The following is a 17,641-nucleotide window of genomic DNA, read 5'->3' on the forward strand; positions in this document are numbered from 1 at the left end:
TTTCATGACCAAGACGACATGTGCCGGTGTGCTGACTGTGGCTGTTCCCGTGACCGACCAGGACCGCAGTAAGGCGTTATGGCAGCAGCTCGGGTTCGAGACTCATATGGATGCCGAGTTGCAGCCGGGCTTTCGGTGGCTGGAGTTGCGGGTGCCGGGGGCCGAGACGACGCTCTCGTTCGTGCGCGCATCCGAGGAGCTGCCTGCCGGGATCGATACCGGGATCCGGCTGGCGACGCCCGATGCGCGCGCCGCGCACACCACCCTCGCCGAGCTCGGATTCACGGTCGGAACGCTGCTCGAATGGGAAACCGCCCCACCGATGTTCGCGTTCCGCGATCCGGACGGAAACACCTTCTACATCACTCAGACGGACTGAACGTTCGTCGTCAGCGCGGGAGGAGCGTGCTCAGTTCGTCGGCGAAGAGGAGCGCGGGGTCGAACTCCATTCCGGCGAATTGGCCGGCCAATTCGAGGGAGAGGACGCCGTGCAGGCGGGTCCAGAACGAGAGCGCCTGATGCAGGGTTGCGGCTGGGACCGGGTGACCGGCGGCCCAGCCGCCGTGGGTCTCGAGGTGGATGTCGAAGGGGGTTGGGGTGCCGATCCGGGGCTGTGCGGCAAAAGCTTCGAGCAGGACCGACATGATTTCCGAGGAGATCGCGGTGGTGTCGTCGGGGGCGTGATAGCCGGGGGTCGGAGTGCCGTAGATGAGGAAGTAGCGCTGCGGATCGTTCAGCGCCCAGTCGCGCAGGGCGTGGGCGAGCGCGGCCACGTCCGCGCCGGCGTCGAACTTCGCCCGGAGGGTGTCGGCGAGGCTGCGGTAGGCGTCGCGGATGAGTTCGGTGATCAGATCGTCACGGCTGGCGAAGTACGAGTACAGGGCGGGGCCGCTCATACCGACGAGTTTGGCGATGGCGTTGAGCGACAACGCCGATACGCCCGCGGTGGCGATCTGCTCCCAGGCGTGCTTCTTGACTTCCTCGCGCACCTGGGTGCGATAGCGCTCTCGCGAACCCGTCCGGCTCGGTGCCATTGTCGACCGCCTCCCTCTCAGAACTGATGACTTAGAGGCTATCAGCATCTCTACCCTCACTCAGATTTCTGATTGACACCCAATCTGTTCACTTATAACCTCTAAGTAAATCGAGTGTCATTAGATGGAACTGAACGAGGAGCGACCATGTCCCACCCGCACATCCGCCGCCGGTCCACCGCGCGCACCGCCCTGTTCCTGATCCCCCTGGCCGCCGCGATCACGCTGACCACCACCGCATGCGGTACCGACAGCAAGTCCGCCGACACCACCCCGAGTCCGACCACCACAACCGCCGCCCCCGCCGGATTGACCTGCGGCGGAGCCGGTATCGACAGCAAGGCCCCGATCCACTACCGGACCGAAGCCCTGATCAAAGCCCCGCTCGGCACCATCTGGAATCTGCAGACCGATGTCGAACACTGGCCCGCCTGGCAAAAGCCGGTCACCAGCAATAAGCGCCTGGACCAGGGACCGTTCCAGCCGGGCTCGCAATTCCGCTGGACAACTCCGGTGCCCGTCACCGCCACCACCCCCGCGACCACCCTCGTCATCACCTCCACCGTCCGGAATGTGCAGCCGGACAGCTGCATTCGCTGGAGCGGCCCCGCGCTCGGCGACGGGCTGAACATCGACAACGGTGTGCACGTCTGGAACTTCACCGAGGTCGACGGCGGCGTTCTGGTGCGCACCGAAGAGAACTGGAGCGGCGCACAGGTCGAAGCCGACGTCCCCACCTCCACCGCATTCCTCGGCGCTGGCCTCGAGGCCTGGATGAAGGACCTGAAGGCAGCCGCCGAGGCGCACGCCTGAACGCGACGCCGATCCTGCGAATAGTCCACTGCCCCAACAAGAAACGAGCCCCCGGTAGTCAAACCGGGGGCTCGTTCTGGGAAATGGAGCGGTCAGTGAGTCACTGCTGCCAGGACCGCTAGGTCAGGGTCCGATATCTCGGACAGATCATCGGCGGTTATCTGCAGCACCCTCGCGGTCCCGATGTCGAAGAACAACCCGGACACCGCGATCTCGCGCTGCTGCATGGTTCTTCGAATCACCGGGTGCGCGCGCAGGGTTTCCAGCTGGACCGCGACATTGACCATGGCCAGCTGGTCGGCCGGATCGAAACCGGCGGCCGCGGCAGCCGTGCCCACCGGATGACCCCGGTGCCAGCGGTCGACGCTGGCGTCGGCATTGGCCAGCCAGTCCCCCAGGCCGGGGCCCGCGGGAACTCCGCCGAGCAGGGCCTTCATCGCCCCGCACCCCGAATGTCCGCACACCACAACCTGATCCACCCGCAACTCCTCCAGGGCGAAGGACAGCGCCGCCTCGATGGAGTTGTCACGACCGTCCTTCGGAATCAGATTGCCGACATTGCGGACGGTGAACAGGTCGCCGGGCCCGGTATTGGTGATCAGGTTCGGGACGATCCGGGAATCCGCGCAGGTCACGAACAGCGAGTGCGGATTCTGCCCGTCCCGCAGCTCGTCCATGTGCGGACGCACCACATGCGCATTACGACGGTGATAGGCGGCCACACCGGTGGTGATGGGATTGCCGTCCGCACGCCACGGGCGCAGCACCCCGTCCAGCAGCCCCCGGGCCTGACCGCGCACCGGCGGTCCGGTCAGGGCATCGGCCATGGGCGCCGACCCCAGTTCCACGAATTCGACTCGGCCACCATGAGATTCGTGCTGTGCGGCCCAATCGTGAATGGCCTCGTACGCCGCGTGATCCAGGAAGTCGACGCTCAGCTCGACCAGCGCGTGTGCCCCCTCAGGCACCTTGGCCAGTTCCGCGGACAGCTTCGGCAGCGCCAGGAAGGTGCAGGTGCCGTCGATGCTGATCAGCCAGCGGTCGGTACCCGTCACCGGAGTCGCCGACACCGAAACCCGCACCACCCGCCACAGCAGCAGCGCGAAGGCCAGCAGCAACCCGATGAGCACGCCCTCCAGCAGGTTCAGGAAGACCACGGCCACCACGGTGACCAGATAGATCATCAGATCGCCGGTGCGATGGGCGAGCCGGATGTGCGCCAGCTTCACCAATTGGATGCCGACCACGATGAGCAGTCCGGCCAGCGCCGATTTGGGAATCTGCTGCACCACCGAGACCAGCGCCACCGAGAACACCAGGATCCAGATGCCGTGCAGGAAGGCCGAAGCGCGCGTGCGGGCGCCGGCCTGCACATTGGTGGCGCTGCGCACGATGACACCGGTGACCGGCAGTCCGCCGAGCAGACCGGAGGTCACATTGGCCGCACCCTGCGCCATCAGTTCCCGATCGAAATTGGTGCGCGGGCCGGTGTGCATCTTGTCGACGGCGACCGCCGACAGCAGACTCTCCACGCTGGCGATCAGCGCGATCGTCAGCACCGCGAGGGCGACCGCACCCCAGCCGCCGGACGGGATCTCCGGCAGGCCGATGGCGTCGAAGAGCGAGCCGCTCAAGACGATTCGTTCCACATTGCCGGGCAGGATCAGCGACAGCCCCGTGCCGATGGCGACCGCGACCAACGGTCCGGGCAGCACCCGCAGGCGTCCGGGGGCGTACTTCCAACTCAGCATGATGGCGATGACGACGGCGCCGATGAAGAAGTCGTCGCCGTGCAGCGAGAGCAGCTCAGCGGGCATCTCGGTCAGGTTTTCCCAGGCGCTGCTGCGCGAGGACCCGCCGAGCAGCACATGCAGCTGCTGCAGCGCGATGGTGATACCGATACCGGCGAGCATGGCATGCACCACCACAGGTGCGATGGCCAGTGCGGCGCGAGCAATACGGCTGAGGCCGAACAGAATCTGCAGCAGACCGGCGGCGGCGGTAATGAAACACGCCGTGCGCCAGCCGAATTGGTTGATGGTCTCGGCGACCACCACGGTCAGACCGGCGGCCGGTCCGCTGACCTGCAACGGGGAGCCGCCGAGCAGTCCGACCACCACGCCGCCGACCACAGCGGCGATGAGACCGGCGGCGATCGGGGCGCCGGAGGCGACGGCAATGCCGAGAGATAGCGGTAGCGCAACAAGGAATACGACTACTGAAGCGGGAAGGTCATGACGCAGCAGGGTGGCAGACCAGCGGTCCGCACCGCTGCGAAGCGGCGCATCGTTACCGCCTGGTGGTGAATCGGTGTCGGTGGACATCTCGGCTCCTTCTCCGGGCCGAATGACCCGGAAGCGTCGAATATGTTCTGTGGGCATCGAATTGCTGCTGTGGACAGCGTTGGCCACAGACTCACCGGACGAGCTCCGCCAAGATTAGAAGTAAAGACTTAGTAAACCCTGAGAAAAGCGAGGCCACAATGTAAAACGGGCGTGAATCCTTACGGATTCACGCCCGAAAAGCGACCTACGTCACACTGGCAATACCGCGATGACAGTTTGCAGCCGACCGCCCACATCCCCGATTTCGGCAATGCCCTCCACCGTGACCTCGATGACGCGAGCAGTCGCGATATCGAAGAAGAGTCCGGACAGCACCACCCCCCGGTCGACCGCACCCCGGCGTACCACCGGATGCGCGTACAGGGTTTCCAGCTGCACAGCCACATTCACCATGCCGAGCTGATCGACCGGACCGAATCCCGCGGCCGCGGCGGCCAGCGCCACCGGATGCCCGAGCCGGTACAGCTCCAGACTGGGCCGGGCATTGGCCAGCCAGCCGTCGAGTTCGGAGCCGGTCACCAATTCCGAATGCAACGCCGCCATCGCGCCGCAGCCGGAGTGCCCGCACACCACCACCGATCGCACATCCAGCTTGTCGAGGGCGTAGATGAGCGCGGCCTCCATCGAGAAGTCCTGGCGATCGGCCGGAACCAGATTGCCGATATTGCGGATCGTGAACAGATCGCCGGGACCGCTGTTGGTGATCACATTCGGCACAATCCGGGAGTCGGCGCAGGTGATGAACAGCGAATCCGGTTCCTGCCCATCGCGCAGCACATCGAGATGCGGGCGCACCACATGCGCGTGACTGCGGTGGTACGCCGCCACCCCCGCCACGATCGGATCGACATCGCCGCCGGAGCGCCGCCACGGCGCCAGCGCCTCATTGAGCATGAGCCGCGAGTCACCGCGCGCGGGCGGGCCGTCGGTCGCGCCTTCCATGCGCACCGAGCCCATTTCCACGAATTCGACGGTGCCGCCCCCGGCGCGGTGCTCGGCCACCCATTCCTCGATGGCGTCGTAGGCCGCGTGGTCCAGGAAGTCCACGGTCATTTCGAGCGTCACGTCCGCACCCGCGGGCACCCTCGCGAGCTCGGCCGCGAGTTTCGGCAGCGCGAGGAAGGTGAAGGTGCCGTCGACGGTGACCCGCCAGCGGTTGCGTTGCACGGCTTCGGCATTCACCGAGACCCGCACCACCCGCCACAGCAGCAGCGCGAAGGCCAGTGCGAGGCCGACGAGCATGCCCAGCAACAGATTCCAGAACACCACCACGATGATGGTCGCCGCGTAGACGATCAAATCACCGGTGCGCTGGGCGCGGCGCACGTGCGCGAGCTTGATCAGCTGAATGCCGACCACAATGAGCAGTCCGGCGAGCGCGGCCTTCGGAATCTGCCGCACCACCCCGACCAGCGCCACCGAGAACAGCAGCACCCACAGCCCGCACAGCATGGTCGAGGCCCTGGTGCGCGCTCCCGCCTTCACATTGGTGATACTGCGGACGATGACGGCCGCCACCGGCAGACCGCCGATCAAGCCGGACACCATGTTCGCGACGCCCTGCCCGATCAGTTCCCGATCCAAATCGGTACGGCGCGAGGCGTTCTGCCGGATCCGGTCGACCGCCACGGCCGATAGTAGAGTCTCCACACTCGCGATGAGCGCGATGGTCACCGCCATGAGCGCGATCGTTGCCCAACTGCCGTGCGGCAATTCGGGCAGGCGCAGTTCGTCCAGCAGCGAGCCGTTGAGCACGATGTGCTCGACCCGGACCGGAAGCACCAGTGCGAGCGCCGTCGCCGCGACGACCGCGACCAGCGGGCCGGGCACCGCGCGCACCGGGGCGGGCATGCGTTTCCAGGCGACCAGAATGACGATCACCAGCAGGCCGACGGCGAGATCGCCGCCGTGCACCGAGCGCAGCTCCTGCGGCAGCCCGGCCAGGCTGTCCCACGAGGAGCTCAGGGAATTGCCGCCGAGCAGGACGTGCACCTGCTGCAGCGCGATGACTATGCCGATCCCGGCGAGCATGGCGTGCACCACGACCGGCGCGATGGCCAGTGCGCCGCGCGCTATTCGGCTGAGCCCGAACACAATTTGCAGCAGGCCGGCCGCGACGGTGATGAAACAGGTGGCAGCCCAGCCGAATTGATTGATCGCCTCGGCGACGACCACGGTGAGACTGGCGGTCGGACCACTGACCTGCAGTGTCGAACCGCCGGCTAGTCCGGCTACCACCGCCCCTACGACCGCGGCGATCAGACCGGCGGCCACCGGGGCTCCGGCGGCGACGGCAATACCGATGGACAGCGGCAACGAGACCAGAAATACCACTAGCGAAGCCGGTAGATCGTGGCGTACCAACTCGGCGAGGCCTGGAAGCGACGTCCGGGGAGGCTGTTCGGTGTCGGTGGACATATTTCTCCTTCGCCGGCACGGCGGAAGCCGCCCGGTTCATCGGTCAACATGTACTGGCATCGAGAGCGAGCTGCGGGCGAGGCTGTGGACAGCACGACGCGCTATGCAGAACGCGGTAATCGTAAAGACTATGCAAAGGGTCTGGAAAGAGTTTGCGGCGATTGCGGTGAACCGCTATCAAACTGTGACCCGCGCCACTCTCGCCCGAGAGTAGACGTTTGCCATCGCCCGCCCAAATCGACTCAATCAGACATTCAATACAAAACAGTCCGGTCGGTGTGTTTCACTGGTTCGGTTCCAGCCCATCCGCATGACTTCCCCAACGGGAGGTTCGACATGTTGGCTCTCGGCAGAATTCTGACCAGTATCGGATCGATCGCGGCCGCTTCGATTTTCGCCGTCGGGCTGACACCCGGGACGGCCGCGGCCGACGGTCCCGCCGTTCTGGGCGGCGGCTCCGGTATCGCGATCAGCACCGACGATCCTCAGCTCTACGCACTGTGCACCGTGACCGCCGTGGGATTCGACGGCGGGAATCGGCTGGTCGCGGTGACCGCGGGACACTGCGGCGAGGTCGGCGCCTCGGTCTGGTCGGAGGGGTCGGTGCGCACCGGTGTGATCGGCAGGGTGGCCGAGGTCGACGACTACTGGGACTGGGCGGTCATCGAGCTCGATGCGGCCAAGGTGGTTCCGGTGCGGCAGATCACGCAGAGCGTGGTGAATGGAATCGGTTCGCCGCCGGGACTTTTGGAGACGGTCTGCAAGAACGGGCGCACCACCGGGTTCACCTGCGGCCCGGTCTGGCAGACGCTACCGGAGGGCTTCAGCAGTCATGTGTGCGCCGATCACGGGGATTCGGGAGCGCCGGTACTGGTCGGCGACCGACTGGTCGGCATGGTCATCGCCGGGCAATTACTGGACCTCGGCAGCGTGGTGCTGCAGATGCCCTCCTGCACCAACCCCGCCGACCCCGTGCACGAGCCCGACCTCTCCACCAGCATCGGCAATGTCCTGACCAGTATGGATCAGCACGGCGGCGCCGGAGCGGGCTTCCGGCTCCTCTGAGCACGGGGCCGACCTGCCGAGCGACCTCCGGTGCGCCGGGTCACCTTGCAATGCCGACATGGTTGGCGAATAGTCAGCAAATACTGCACGGTTGCGCCTGGCGATTCAGGAGGGTCTTCGATGCGTGGGCTTCGCAAATGGACCGGCGCCGTCATCGCGGCCACCGCGTCGGCGAGTATGGCGGTCGCCTTCGCTGCCGTACCCGCGGCCGCAGATCCGCCCGGGACACTGATCTCGGCCGAATCGCAATCGGACAGCTTCCACGGCATCCCCGGCGGATCGGTCGTCCGATACTGGATGGCCGATTCCGGCGGCGCGCCGAAGCAGGCCAGCGGCGCACTGTTCGTCCCGGCCGGACCGGCGCCCGAAAACGGCTGGCCGATAGTCGCTTTCGATCACGGCACCACCGGTTTGGGCATGGGCTGCGGCGGTAAATCCGATCCGAGCACCGCGCCGTACGACCACTTCATCGCGGATGAGGACAATGTCATGCGCTCCCTGGTCGCCCAGGGCTACGCGGTGGTGGCTCCCGATTATCTCGGGCTCGGGTTGTACGACACCGGCCCGCATCCGTACCTGGAACTGCAGAGCGAGGCGACCGCCACCATCGATATGGTGCGCGCGGCCCGAGCAGCCCGTCCCGAGCTGTCGAGGACCTGGGCCGTGGTGGGTCCATCGCAGGGCGGTCAGGCCGCATTGGCCACCAGCCACCTGCAAGCTACCTACTCCCCCGATCTCGACTTCCGCGGCACCGTCGCCATCGATCCCGAATCCGATGTCGAGAAGGCGCTCACGATCGCCGGGCCCACGACCCCGGCCATCCCCGGCACCGCCGAGACGGTCGGCTATCTCACCGACATTCTGGCTGGGCTGCGCGCCGCACGTCCCGACGCCGCCGTCGACAGTTATCTGACGCCGCTGGGTCATTCCGTGCTCGATCGGATCGGGACCATGTGCCAGCCGCAGATCAATGCCACCATCAGCGATCTGGGCATCGGCCAGCTGCTGAGCCGCCCGCTCGCCGACGGCCCGCTCATCGGGGCGGTGAACAGCTATATGGCCGTGCCGACCACCGGGTACAACCGGCCGATTCTCTTGCTGCTCAACGCAACCGACACCAGCGTGCCCTCGCCGCTGCACGCCGCTCTGGCCGCACAGTTCGCCGCGAACGGGGTCGATTTCCGCAGCGTTGTCGGCACCGGCGGCCATACGCAGCTCAATCCGCAGATGTGGGCCGCGCTCAACGACTTCCTCGCCGCCCACGTCCGCTCGTGAGCCGCGGATTCAGCTCGCGGGGTTCAGCGTCACCTTCACCGTGACCCGGCCCTTGTCGTCGCGCTTGGCGATCGCGAGCCCGGTGCGGTCGGAACCGTTGAGGTGCAAGGAGATCGGGCCGCCCTCGCCGAGGAAATTGCGCCACCACGACTTCGAATCCGCCATGGCGACACCGATCGTGAGCGTGTCACCCGAGCGCCAGTAGTTCACCGGCGTGCTGAAGGTCTTACCCGAGCGCCGCCCGACATACGTGATGACCACAAAACCCCGACCCAGCAGCGGGCCGATCACAGGTGCGTCGATCAGCTTCACGATCACACCGTTCATGCCGCGTGCGGCCTGTCCCAAAACTGATCCGAATGCCATGCTTCCTCCTGCTCATCTCCGGGAGTCCGCCTGCCGCACGGCCGCCCACCCCGGCGCCACCAATGATCTTGCTGCTTCGACCTTCAGCCTACGACCTCGCGGCCGCACTATCGACCGCTGAGGGACGGTGACTACACGCCGAGGGCGGCGGCGAAGACCGGCCAGGAGTCGTGCAGATCGTCCTGCCAGTAGGGCCAGGCGTGGGTGCCGTTGCGGAAGACCGCGGTGGCCGGGATGCCCAGCGAGGCGAGCCGCCCCGCAAGGGCGGCCGCACAGCCGTGCACCACCGATTCCATGCTGCCGCCCACCGCGAGGCGGTCGGTCAGCCGGCCGATATCGCCGCCGATCGACGGATCGGCGAGGGTGTCGTGCACGCCGGGGAGGCCGTTGCCGGCCGAAAGGTAGAGCGCCACACCGCGCAGCCGGTCGGCATTGAGCACCGCGTCGTGCGCCGCCCAGGCCGGATTGCCGGGTCCGCCCCACATATTGTCGGCGTTCGCGCCGAACAGTTGCAGTTCGGAGCGCACGACCGCGGCGGACATCGGATCGCTGGTGCCCGAGCAGCCGCTGAACGCGCCGACCGCCTGATACCGGCCGGGCGCCTCGATCGCCAGATCCAGCGCCGAGGTCGCCGACATCGATGTTCCGGCAATGGCATTGCGGCCGGTCAGGGCGAAACGGTCGGACAGCGCCACGGGCAGCTCGTCGATCAGGAAGGTCGACCACTTGTTCCGGCCGAGCACCGGATCATCCGCGGCCCAGTCGGTATAGAAGGAGGCGCGACCGCCGATCGGCTGAATCACATTGACCTGCTTGTCCGCGAAGAACTGCGCGGCATCGGTGCGATTGGTCCAGGGCCCGCCGGACTCGCCACCATCGACGGCATTGAGCAGATACAGCGCGGGTGCGGGACCGTCGGGGTGCGAAATCCACACCGGGATGGTCCTGTCCATGGCGGGCGAATAGACGTCGACCTCGAACTGCCTGCCACCCAGCGGCCGGACATCGACAATCGCCGCGGCGGCCCCCGCCGGGGCGGCTGCCATCACTGGCAGCAGACCAGCTACTACGGCGGTCAGGGTGGCAAGGCAAAGCGGTAGCCGGCGCATTATTGGAGTATCCCCCGTAAGAAGCCGGTTTTCCGTAATCACCGCGCGTGTTCGTCCGCGGAATGCATGCGCAGCGAGGTGATCCGCCCCGCGTCCGGACCGTCTACCCGCATTCGTTCGGCAATCGACCAGCGCAGCTTGCCGGGCAGATCCGGTGCGAATCGCGTGAAGTATGCGTACAGCCACTCGGTCCGGGCGACCAGGAACGGGAAGTCGGTGCTCATCATCGGACGGAGCACCAGCATCGGCACGGGGGCCTCGAGGGGATGGAAGTCGCTGTTCCACAGCCCCGGGACCGTGCAGCCCGGATAGAACTGGCCGAGCATCAGGCCTGCCGAGACCGCCTGCGTTTTACGGGCGCGGTGCACGGCATCGATCAGCTCGTAGCGGGTCAGTTCCGGGAAGAGGGTGACAAGCGCCAAACCCCTGGAGTCCACGGGGTTTTCCTGCCGCAGTCGCGCGTACACCGCGAACGCGTCGTCCATCACCTCCCCCATGCCCTCCGGCGACAAGTCCGTGCCGGTGGCCGCACCGGCCCAGAGCAGCTGCCGAGTGGTCGTATGCCGCATGAAGGGGCACACCGGGCCCGGACGGCCCAGTCCCGCATGGGGATTCAGCAGATGATCGCTCACCCACCGCACCAGGGTCGCGGCCGCCGGCCCCTGCTGATCCCAGCGCTGCGGATCTCCGTACACATTGCACCAGGTCACCGCGGCGCTCATCCGGCGTCCTGGCGTGCGAGGTGTGCGGCGAGCAGTGGGCCGATGACCGCGACGGCATCGGGGTTGGTGAGCTGGGCATGGGTGGCGGGGACGGGATGCTCGACGAGCGCGCCGGAGATGTACGGACGCCACATCTCCACCCCGAACGATTCGGTCATGCCACGAGTGGCCGAGAAGTACAGCAGGTCGCCGTCGAAGACGCCGGGGCGATAGCCGTGGGACAGGCGCACACCGTCGACGTAGCCGTGATGCAGGCGGGTGAGCTGCTCGGCCGTGAGGCCGGTGCCGAAAGACGCTGCCGCGGCAGCCAATTCGGCGGCCGCCTGATCGGCGGTGAGGTCGGGTAGCGCATCACCGTCCTCGGGTTCGTCGCCGAGCAGATGGGTCAGCAGATCGCGCATGCGCGGGACCGGTGGCGGCGGCATGTCCTCGGGGAAGACGATGCTGTCGAGCATGACCAGTGTCGCGACGGTGGCCCCGCGCTCCCGCAGGCGGACGGCGATGGCGTGTGCGATCTGCCCGCCCAGCGACCAGCCCAGCAGATGGTAGGGGCCGTGCGGTTGCACTCGAAGGATCTCGGCGGCATAGCCGTCGGCCAGATCGTCGATGGTGACGTCCGAGCGCGGCTCGCCCTCCAGCGTCAAAGCCTGCAGCCCGTACACCGGACGATCGATGAGATGGCGGGCCAGACCGGCATAGCACCAGGCCAGCGGGACGGCCGAGTGCACGCAGAACAGCGGGGGCCGGAAGCCGTTGCGGTGCAACGTGAGTACTACGCCCAAAGCGTCGTCGGTCGCGGTGCTGCCATCGTGAGCGGCCAGGCGATCGGCGAGTTCTCGGACCGTGGGTGCGGTGTAGAGCCAGCGGACCGTGACCGGCAGGCCGGTGGCGGCGGCGAGTTGGGCCGAAAGTGCCACGCCGAGCAGCGAATTGCCGCCTGATTCGAAGAAGTCGTCGTCGAGGCCGGCGCGCGGGGTGCCGGTGATCGCCGTGAAGTGTTCGGCGACCAGACATTCCAGCTCGGACTCGGGGGCGCGGTAGGGGCGCTGAACGGGCGTCGGGGCGGGTAGTGCGGCGCGATCGATTTTGCCGTGCGCGGTGACCGGCAACCGATCGAGCTCGACCAGCTGCGCGGGAACCAGAGCGGCGGGCAAGAGTTCGCGCAGCCGGCGGGTCAGAGCGGAGTGATCCGGCTGAATCCCCTGCGCGGCAACGATATAACCGATCAACCGGGTTCCGCCCGTACCCTCGTGTGCGGTGACGACAGCGTGTGAGATCTCGGGCAGCGCCGTCAGCGCGGCTTCCACCTCGGCGGGCTCCGCGCGCCGCCCGCGCACACTCAACTGGTCGTCGGCCCGGGCGAGGAACTCCAGACTGCCGTCCACCGCCGAGCGCACGAGATCACCGGTGCGATAGATCCTTTCGCCCTTGCCGAATGGATCGGCGACAAAACGCTGGGCCGTGCCGCCCGGGCGACCCCGGTAGCCTTCCGCCACCCCGGGACCACCCAGATACAGCTCACCGGTTCCGCAGCGTGCGGCGGATCGCAGCCGGTCATCCAGGACCAGCGCGCGCACCCCGGGCAGCGGTGCGCCGATCGGCACCGGTCCACCGGCGGTCAATGCCGCGGATTGGGTTGCCATGACAGTGGTTTCGGTCGGGCCGTAGCCATTGAACAGCCGTAGCTGAGGCGCCCAGCGTCGTACCAGTTCGGCAGGACAGGCTTCGCCGCCCACCACCGCGACCCGCAATCCCGGCACCTGGTCGGGGGTGAGCGTCGCCAGTACCGCCGGGGTGGTGAGGAAGTGGGTGATGGCGGCCTCTTGCAACAGGGCGGCCAATTCGGGTCCGGCCACCACCGATGGCGGTTCGACGACCAACCGGGCCCCGCCCGCGAATGCGGCCAGCAGCTCCAGCAGATGCGCGTCGAACGAGGGCGCGTGCGCGTGCAGGATCCGTGAATCCTCGTTCACGCCATAGTGTTCGACAATGTGGTCGGTGAGCGGACCGAGTCCGCGGTGAGTGACCGCCACACCCTTCGGCGTGCCGGTCGTGCCCGAGGTATAGATGAGGTAGGCCGGATACTCGGGGAACAGGGGCCGTGTCCGCCCGGAGTCCTGGATCGGTGCGACGGAGTGCCGGCCGACCCGCGCGAGAGTGTCCGGATCGTCCAGCACAATCCAGCCGGGTCCCGCAGGGAGACCGGCACGGGCGGCGCTCACGGTCATACCCCACCGCGCGCCGGAATCCGCTGCGACGGTGGCCGATCGAGGTGCGGGATCGGCAGGATCGACAGGGACGAACGCGGCTCCGGTCTTCGCCACGGCCCACACGGCGAGCACCGATTCGGCCGATCGCGGCACTGCCAGCAGTACGAAATCACCCGGGCCCGCGCCCGACTCGATCAGTTCACGCGCCCACTGTGACGACATTTCGTCCAGCTCACGGTATGTCCACGTACGCGCACCGTCCCGCACCGCGACCCGATCGCTCCCGTGCCCGCTGATCACCTTGCCGCACAGCAGATCCGGCAGCAACCGGTCGGTGCGCGCCGCCGGGGTGACCGGCAGGGCACGGTACGAGGTCAGGGTCCGCACGGGCTGATCCAGGTCGGCGAGGAAGTCATCCAGGTACGCCAGGAATTGCTGATGATGCCCGGCCAGCGCCTCCACCGAGTACATCCGCGAGTTCGCCTGCATATCGATGACGATCGACCGGTCGTCGGGCCCGATCTGATAGCCGTTGACCAGCAGGTCCTCCACGGGCCCCAGCGCCAGCAGTCGCATCTCCGCGGTGAGCGGCCCGATGCGCGGAGTTTCGACGAACCTGAGCATATTCAGCACGGGCCCGAAACCACCTCGCACAGTGTGATTTTCGCCGAGCCCGCGCTGCATGTCCTCATACCGGTACCGCTGATGCCGCAGCGCCCCCACCACCCGCGCCCGCACCTGTGCGACCATCTCTCCCGCCGTGGCCGCACCGAATCCACTCAGCCGCAGGGGAACCACGTTCGACACCGATCCACCCGACCGCCGCAGCGCTGCGCTCGGCCGCGCCGCCACCGGCAGGGACAGCAGCACCTCGTCCGCACCCGCCATCGCGGCGAGATAGCAACCGAACGCCGCAATCGTCAACTCCGGGAACAGATGCCCGTACCGCTGCCGCACCACGGTCAGCCGATCCGCGGTCTGCGGCGGCAGCGTCGCTCCCACCCGATGCGGTCGCAGCCCTGCGGGTTGCACACCCGCCAATCGCGCCGGCTCCCCGATGCCCGCCAAGTGCTCCACCCAGTACGCACCATCGGAGTGCGCGCGCGCGGAATCGGCGTAGGCCCGCTCCTCCTCCAGCAGTTCACCGATTGTCATCGGCCGTCGCGACAAACCGTTCGACTCGAGGGGCGAACCCGTTGCAGCCGCATACAATTCGGCCGTCCGGCGCAGTACCCCCGCCGCACCCATACCGTCGAGCACAATGTGATGGCTACGCAGATACAGCAGATTCACATCCGACCCGACGTGAAACAGAGTGGCGACCGTCAATCGATCGGTCAGCAAATCCAGCGGCGCCCCGTAATCCCGATCCATCGCCTCCCGCGCCACCGCAATCGGATCGGCACACCCACTCACATCCTCGAACCCCACCGCCCCGAACGCACCCAAGTCCACGTACTGCCGCGGATACCCCGCAACAATCCGAAACCGCACCAGCGGGGACTGCAACTCCCGAGCCGCCCGTCCAGCACACTCCCCCAGCAACCCCATCTCGAGCGGCCCCCGCAACTCCAGATACATAGCCACGGTATTGGGCACATCCGGATACAGCTGCTGCGCGACCCACCACCGCAATTGCGTAGCGGAAAGCGCAAAGTCGGCCTCCCCCGTGCCCCCGCCGCACACCACAGTTCCCGCCGCATCCAGGTCCCCGTCGACCCGCGCCAACGCACCTCCTCACGCCCGAACAGCAGGGTTTGAACCGTCAACGAGCAAACCTACGGCATCGCCCGACAACCCACCCGGTACCGCACGCGACGGCGAGTTCGATTCCGCACGGCATCGAGCCGCCGGCAGCGTTGGCGGTACGCTACGGCGTCCGGTGAGACCGGGGCCGCACGACCGAAGGGAAAATCGAGCGTGCGTATCCGGGAGCCGGCTATCGCAGTGGTTGCGGCCGCCTGTCTCGCGGCTGCCCTCGGTGCGGATGCGGGGGTTATTCCGACACCTGTCCGGGCCGCGCCCGCGGTTGCCGCCCGGGCGGTGCCGCCGATGGGGTGGAATTCCTGGAATTCCGGAATCTCTCTGTCCGACAAGAATATTCGGGCAACGATCGATGCCATGGTGGCCTCCGGAATGCGGGACGCGGGATACCGGTACGTGAATCTCGATGCCGGGTGGGCGGCGCCGACCCGGGATGGTCAGGGGAATCTGCGGGCCGATCCGGGGCGGTTTCCCGGGGGTATCGCCGCCTTGGCGCAGTATGCGCATGACCGCGGTATGTACCTCGGGTTGTATTCCAGTCCGTACAACCAGGTCTGCGGGCAGACCACGCGGAATGCCTCGCTGGGCCACGAGGTCGCTGATGCTCGCATGTTCGCCGCGTGGGGCGTCGACTATCTGAAGTACGACTGGTGCCGGAACGATGCGGATCTGGGCGATCAGGTGCGCGCCTTCACCGCCATGCGGGATGCCCTGCGGGCCAGTGGGCGGCACATCATCTACAGCATCAATCCGCACAGTTCGGCGGATCCGGCGGCGGATGCCGGCTATGACTGGTCGACGGTCGCCGATATGACCCGCAATAGCGGCGATCTGATTCCGCTGTGGCAGAACACTTTTTTCACGGTGCAGACGTACGGCTACTCGACCAGCTCGTATCTCGGCATCCTCGATCAATTGCAGGCCGCCGCACCACTGGCCGCGCGCAGCCGGCCGGGTTACTGGAACGATCCGGACATGCTGGTGGTCGGTGTCCCGATCGCCCGGTTCTTCGGCGTCCAGCTCAGCAATACGCCCGATTTCGCGCTCCCGGACAAGCTGACTCCGGACCAGACGCGACAGCTCGCCTCGGGAGTGCCGCTCACACCGGATGCGATTGCCCGGCTGGGTGATCTGCAGGAGGGCCTCACACCCGATGAGCAGCGCGCCCATTTCTCGCTGTGGGCCATGCTCGCCGCGCCTTTGCTCGCGGGCAATGATGTCCGCACCATGACCGAGCCGACGCGGGCGCTGCTGACCAATTCCGAGGTCGTCGCCATCGATCAGGACGCGCTCGTCGCGCAGGCCACGCCACTGCCGGGCGACGATCGGGTGCTGACCAAACCGCTGGCAGACGGCTCGCTCGCGGTGGCCCTGATCAATCGGGGCGGCCTCCCCACCACCATCGAAACCAGCCTTACCGCACTGGGCCTGCGGTCCGGGCAGTGCTATCAGGTGCGCGATCTCTGGGCGCACACCGGCGGTACCACCACCGACCGGGTAGCGGGCCGGGATATCCCCGCGCACGGCGTGGCACTGCTGAAACTCACCCGCTGCTGACCGATCTCGGACCGAATCCGGGCCTATCCGATTAATGCGTCAGCTTCTGGGTATTCCTTGACCCCATTGAGCGCCGTCGCGCAGACTGTCGGCGTGCGTCGCACCGTGTTGGGCTGGCTCGCTGCCGGTTTCGCTGTTCTGTCGGTTTCCGCTGTGTCGTCCTCGGTCGTGGCCTACCACGAGGATGCGCGCTCGCGGCCCGCGGTAGTCGCCCTCGTGCACGGGGGCCCGCACGCGGTGAACACTGCGGCGGCGAACCTCCCGGTGCTCGCGGTGGTCGGCGCGTCGTTCTCCGCCGGAACCGGAGCCGCCTCACCCACCCAGGCCTGGCCCCAGGTGCTCGCATCCTCGATCGGCTGGCGCGCGGTGGTCAGCGCCGATTCCGGCGCCGGCTACCTCGTCGGCGGTGCGCATGCACTCGGCCCGCTCAATAGGTTGCTGACGAAACTGGATCTGCCGCATCTGAAGCCCGCGCTGGTGATCATCCAGTCCGGTCACAATGACGTCGGCCAGCCCGATGCGCGCGTACGCGCCGGTGTGGTGCAGCTGATTCGGGAGATTCGCACCGAGTCACCCACCTCGGCAATCGCCGTGCTCACCGTCTTCCCCACCGGCGACCATCCCTCGAAGATCGTGTGGGACACCGACTCCGCCATCGTCTCCGCCGCGCGATCGGCCGATCCGGGCGTGTACGTCTTCGATCCGCTGGTATCGAGCTGGCGCTTTCCGCGGCTGCCCGACCAGTTACATCCGACTCCCGCGGGGCATCGCTGGATAGCCGACCAACTCGCGTCGGACCTGCGGGCCGACGGTCTCGTGCACGGCCCCGCCCAGGTGCCCGCCGTGCGCAGGCCGACCGCCTAGCCCGAGTTGACGGCAGGTTCGCCGGGCCGCGCACAGCAGGTTCACAGAACCGGGAAACGGGTATCACAGGTTCGGCGACGACCATGTGAGGAATGGATG

The 17,641-nt window shown here is 67.2% G+C and carries 13 protein-coding genes; 6 read left to right on the forward strand and 7 right to left on the reverse strand.

Features of this window, described 5'->3' with window-relative positions; genetic code table 11:
• Positions 1-4: 4 nt before the first annotated feature.
• Positions 5-379, forward strand: coding sequence for a VOC family protein (locus ABZX86_RS06110; protein WP_355120533.1), 375 nt, complete (start codon positions 5-7; stop codon positions 377-379).
• Positions 380-389: 10 nt separating this feature from the next.
• Here the strand turns inward: ABZX86_RS06110 and ABZX86_RS06115 are convergent, their stop codons facing one another.
• Positions 390-1,034: a TetR/AcrR family transcriptional regulator gene (locus ABZX86_RS06115; protein ID WP_355120535.1), complete on the reverse strand. Its 645-nt coding sequence runs from the start codon at positions 1,032-1,034 to the stop codon at positions 390-392.
• Positions 1,035-1,181: 147 nt separating this feature from the next.
• Between ABZX86_RS06115 and ABZX86_RS06120 the strand changes: the two genes are divergently transcribed.
• The gene (locus ABZX86_RS06120; protein ID WP_355120537.1) at positions 1,182-1,847 is read left to right on the forward strand and encodes an SRPBCC family protein; all 666 of its coding nucleotides are present in this window, start codon (positions 1,182-1,184) and stop codon (positions 1,845-1,847) included.
• A gap of 92 nt (positions 1,848-1,939) precedes the next feature.
• On the opposite strand, the gene ABZX86_RS06125 is transcribed toward ABZX86_RS06120, so the two are convergent.
• Both ABZX86_RS06125 and ABZX86_RS06130 read right to left on the reverse strand, forming a co-directional pair.
• The gene (locus ABZX86_RS06125; RefSeq protein WP_355120539.1) at positions 1,940-4,171 is read right to left on the reverse strand and encodes a bifunctional SulP family inorganic anion transporter/carbonic anhydrase; all 2,232 of its coding nucleotides are present in this window, start codon (positions 4,169-4,171) and stop codon (positions 1,940-1,942) included.
• 210 nt (positions 4,172-4,381) lie between these two features.
• The gene (locus ABZX86_RS06130) at positions 4,382-6,610 is read right to left on the reverse strand and encodes a SulP family inorganic anion transporter (protein ID WP_355120541.1); all 2,229 of its coding nucleotides are present in this window, start codon (positions 6,608-6,610) and stop codon (positions 4,382-4,384) included.
• A 336-nt stretch (positions 6,611-6,946) separates the two neighbouring features.
• Here ABZX86_RS06130 and ABZX86_RS06135 point away from each other — a divergent pair, with 336 nt between their 5' ends.
• Positions 6,947-7,675, forward strand: coding sequence for a S1 family peptidase (locus tag ABZX86_RS06135; protein WP_355120543.1), 729 nt, complete (start codon positions 6,947-6,949; stop codon positions 7,673-7,675).
• Positions 7,676-7,795: 120 nt separating this feature from the next.
• Positions 7,796-8,950 carry a lipase family protein gene (locus ABZX86_RS06140; RefSeq protein ID WP_355120545.1) on the forward strand — a complete coding sequence of 385 codons (1,155 nt, stop codon included), beginning with the start codon at positions 7,796-7,798 and terminating at the stop codon, positions 8,948-8,950.
• Positions 8,951-8,959: 9 nt separating this feature from the next.
• On the opposite strand, the gene ABZX86_RS06145 is transcribed toward ABZX86_RS06140, so the two are convergent.
• The 4 genes from ABZX86_RS06145 to ABZX86_RS06160 form a co-directional block, all read right to left on the reverse strand.
• Complete coding sequence (locus ABZX86_RS06145) at positions 8,960-9,316, reverse strand: hypothetical protein (RefSeq protein WP_355120547.1); 357 nt, start codon at positions 9,314-9,316, stop codon at positions 8,960-8,962.
• Positions 9,317-9,447: 131 nt separating this feature from the next.
• Complete coding sequence (locus tag ABZX86_RS06150) at positions 9,448-10,362, reverse strand: alpha/beta hydrolase family protein (protein WP_355120549.1); 915 nt, start codon at positions 10,360-10,362, stop codon at positions 9,448-9,450.
• Between the two features lie 101 nt (positions 10,363-10,463).
• Positions 10,464-11,147, reverse strand: a complete 684-nt coding sequence (locus tag ABZX86_RS06155; protein ID WP_355120551.1) for a DUF6875 domain-containing protein — start codon at positions 11,145-11,147, stop codon at positions 10,464-10,466.
• Positions 11,144-15,085 carry an amino acid adenylation domain-containing protein gene (locus ABZX86_RS06160; protein ID WP_355120553.1) on the reverse strand — a complete coding sequence of 1,314 codons (3,942 nt, stop codon included), beginning with the start codon at positions 15,083-15,085 and terminating at the stop codon, positions 11,144-11,146. The genes ABZX86_RS06155 and ABZX86_RS06160 overlap by 4 nt, the downstream gene beginning before the upstream one ends.
• 192 nt (positions 15,086-15,277) lie before the next feature.
• Between ABZX86_RS06160 and ABZX86_RS06165 the strand changes: the two genes are divergently transcribed.
• Entirely contained in the window at positions 15,278-16,678 is a 1,401-nt protein-coding gene (locus ABZX86_RS06165) for a glycoside hydrolase family 27 protein (protein WP_355120555.1), read from the forward strand.
• Positions 16,679-16,771: 93 nt separating this feature from the next.
• The gene (locus ABZX86_RS06170) at positions 16,772-17,542 is read left to right on the forward strand and encodes an SGNH/GDSL hydrolase family protein (protein WP_355120557.1); all 771 of its coding nucleotides are present in this window, start codon (positions 16,772-16,774) and stop codon (positions 17,540-17,542) included.
• The last annotated feature ends 99 nt before the right edge of the window (positions 17,543-17,641 follow it).

Origin of the sequence: Nocardia sp. NPDC006630, from assembly GCF_040611495.1 — a bacterium.
Taxonomy (GTDB): Bacteria; Actinomycetota; Actinomycetes; order Mycobacteriales; family Mycobacteriaceae; genus Nocardia.

What these genes read in the sequence shown, in the direction of transcription:
- ABZX86_RS06110 (WP_355120533.1), top strand. Translation starts at nt 5, where the DNA reads ATGACCAAGACGACATGTGCCGGTGTGCTGACTGTGGCTGTTCCCGTG.
- ABZX86_RS06115 (WP_355120535.1), bottom strand. Translation starts at nt 1,034, where the DNA reads ATGGCACCGAGCCGGACGGGTTCGCGAGAGCGCTATCGCACCCAGGTG.
- ABZX86_RS06120 (WP_355120537.1), top strand. Translation starts at nt 1,182, where the DNA reads ATGTCCCACCCGCACATCCGCCGCCGGTCCACCGCGCGCACCGCCCTG.
- ABZX86_RS06125 (WP_355120539.1), bottom strand. Translation starts at nt 4,171, where the DNA reads ATGTCCACCGACACCGATTCACCACCAGGCGGTAACGATGCGCCGCTT.
- ABZX86_RS06130 (WP_355120541.1), bottom strand. Translation starts at nt 6,610, where the DNA reads ATGTCCACCGACACCGAACAGCCTCCCCGGACGTCGCTTCCAGGCCTC.
- ABZX86_RS06135 (WP_355120543.1), top strand. Translation starts at nt 6,947, where the DNA reads ATGTTGGCTCTCGGCAGAATTCTGACCAGTATCGGATCGATCGCGGCC.
- ABZX86_RS06140 (WP_355120545.1), top strand. Translation starts at nt 7,796, where the DNA reads ATGCGTGGGCTTCGCAAATGGACCGGCGCCGTCATCGCGGCCACCGCG.
- ABZX86_RS06145 (WP_355120547.1), bottom strand. Translation starts at nt 9,316, where the DNA reads ATGGCATTCGGATCAGTTTTGGGACAGGCCGCACGCGGCATGAACGGT.
- ABZX86_RS06150 (WP_355120549.1), bottom strand. Translation starts at nt 10,362, where the DNA reads ATGGCAGCCGCCCCGGCGGGGGCCGCCGCGGCGATTGTCGATGTCCGG.
- ABZX86_RS06155 (WP_355120551.1), bottom strand. Translation starts at nt 11,147, where the DNA reads ATGAGCGCCGCGGTGACCTGGTGCAATGTGTACGGAGATCCGCAGCGC.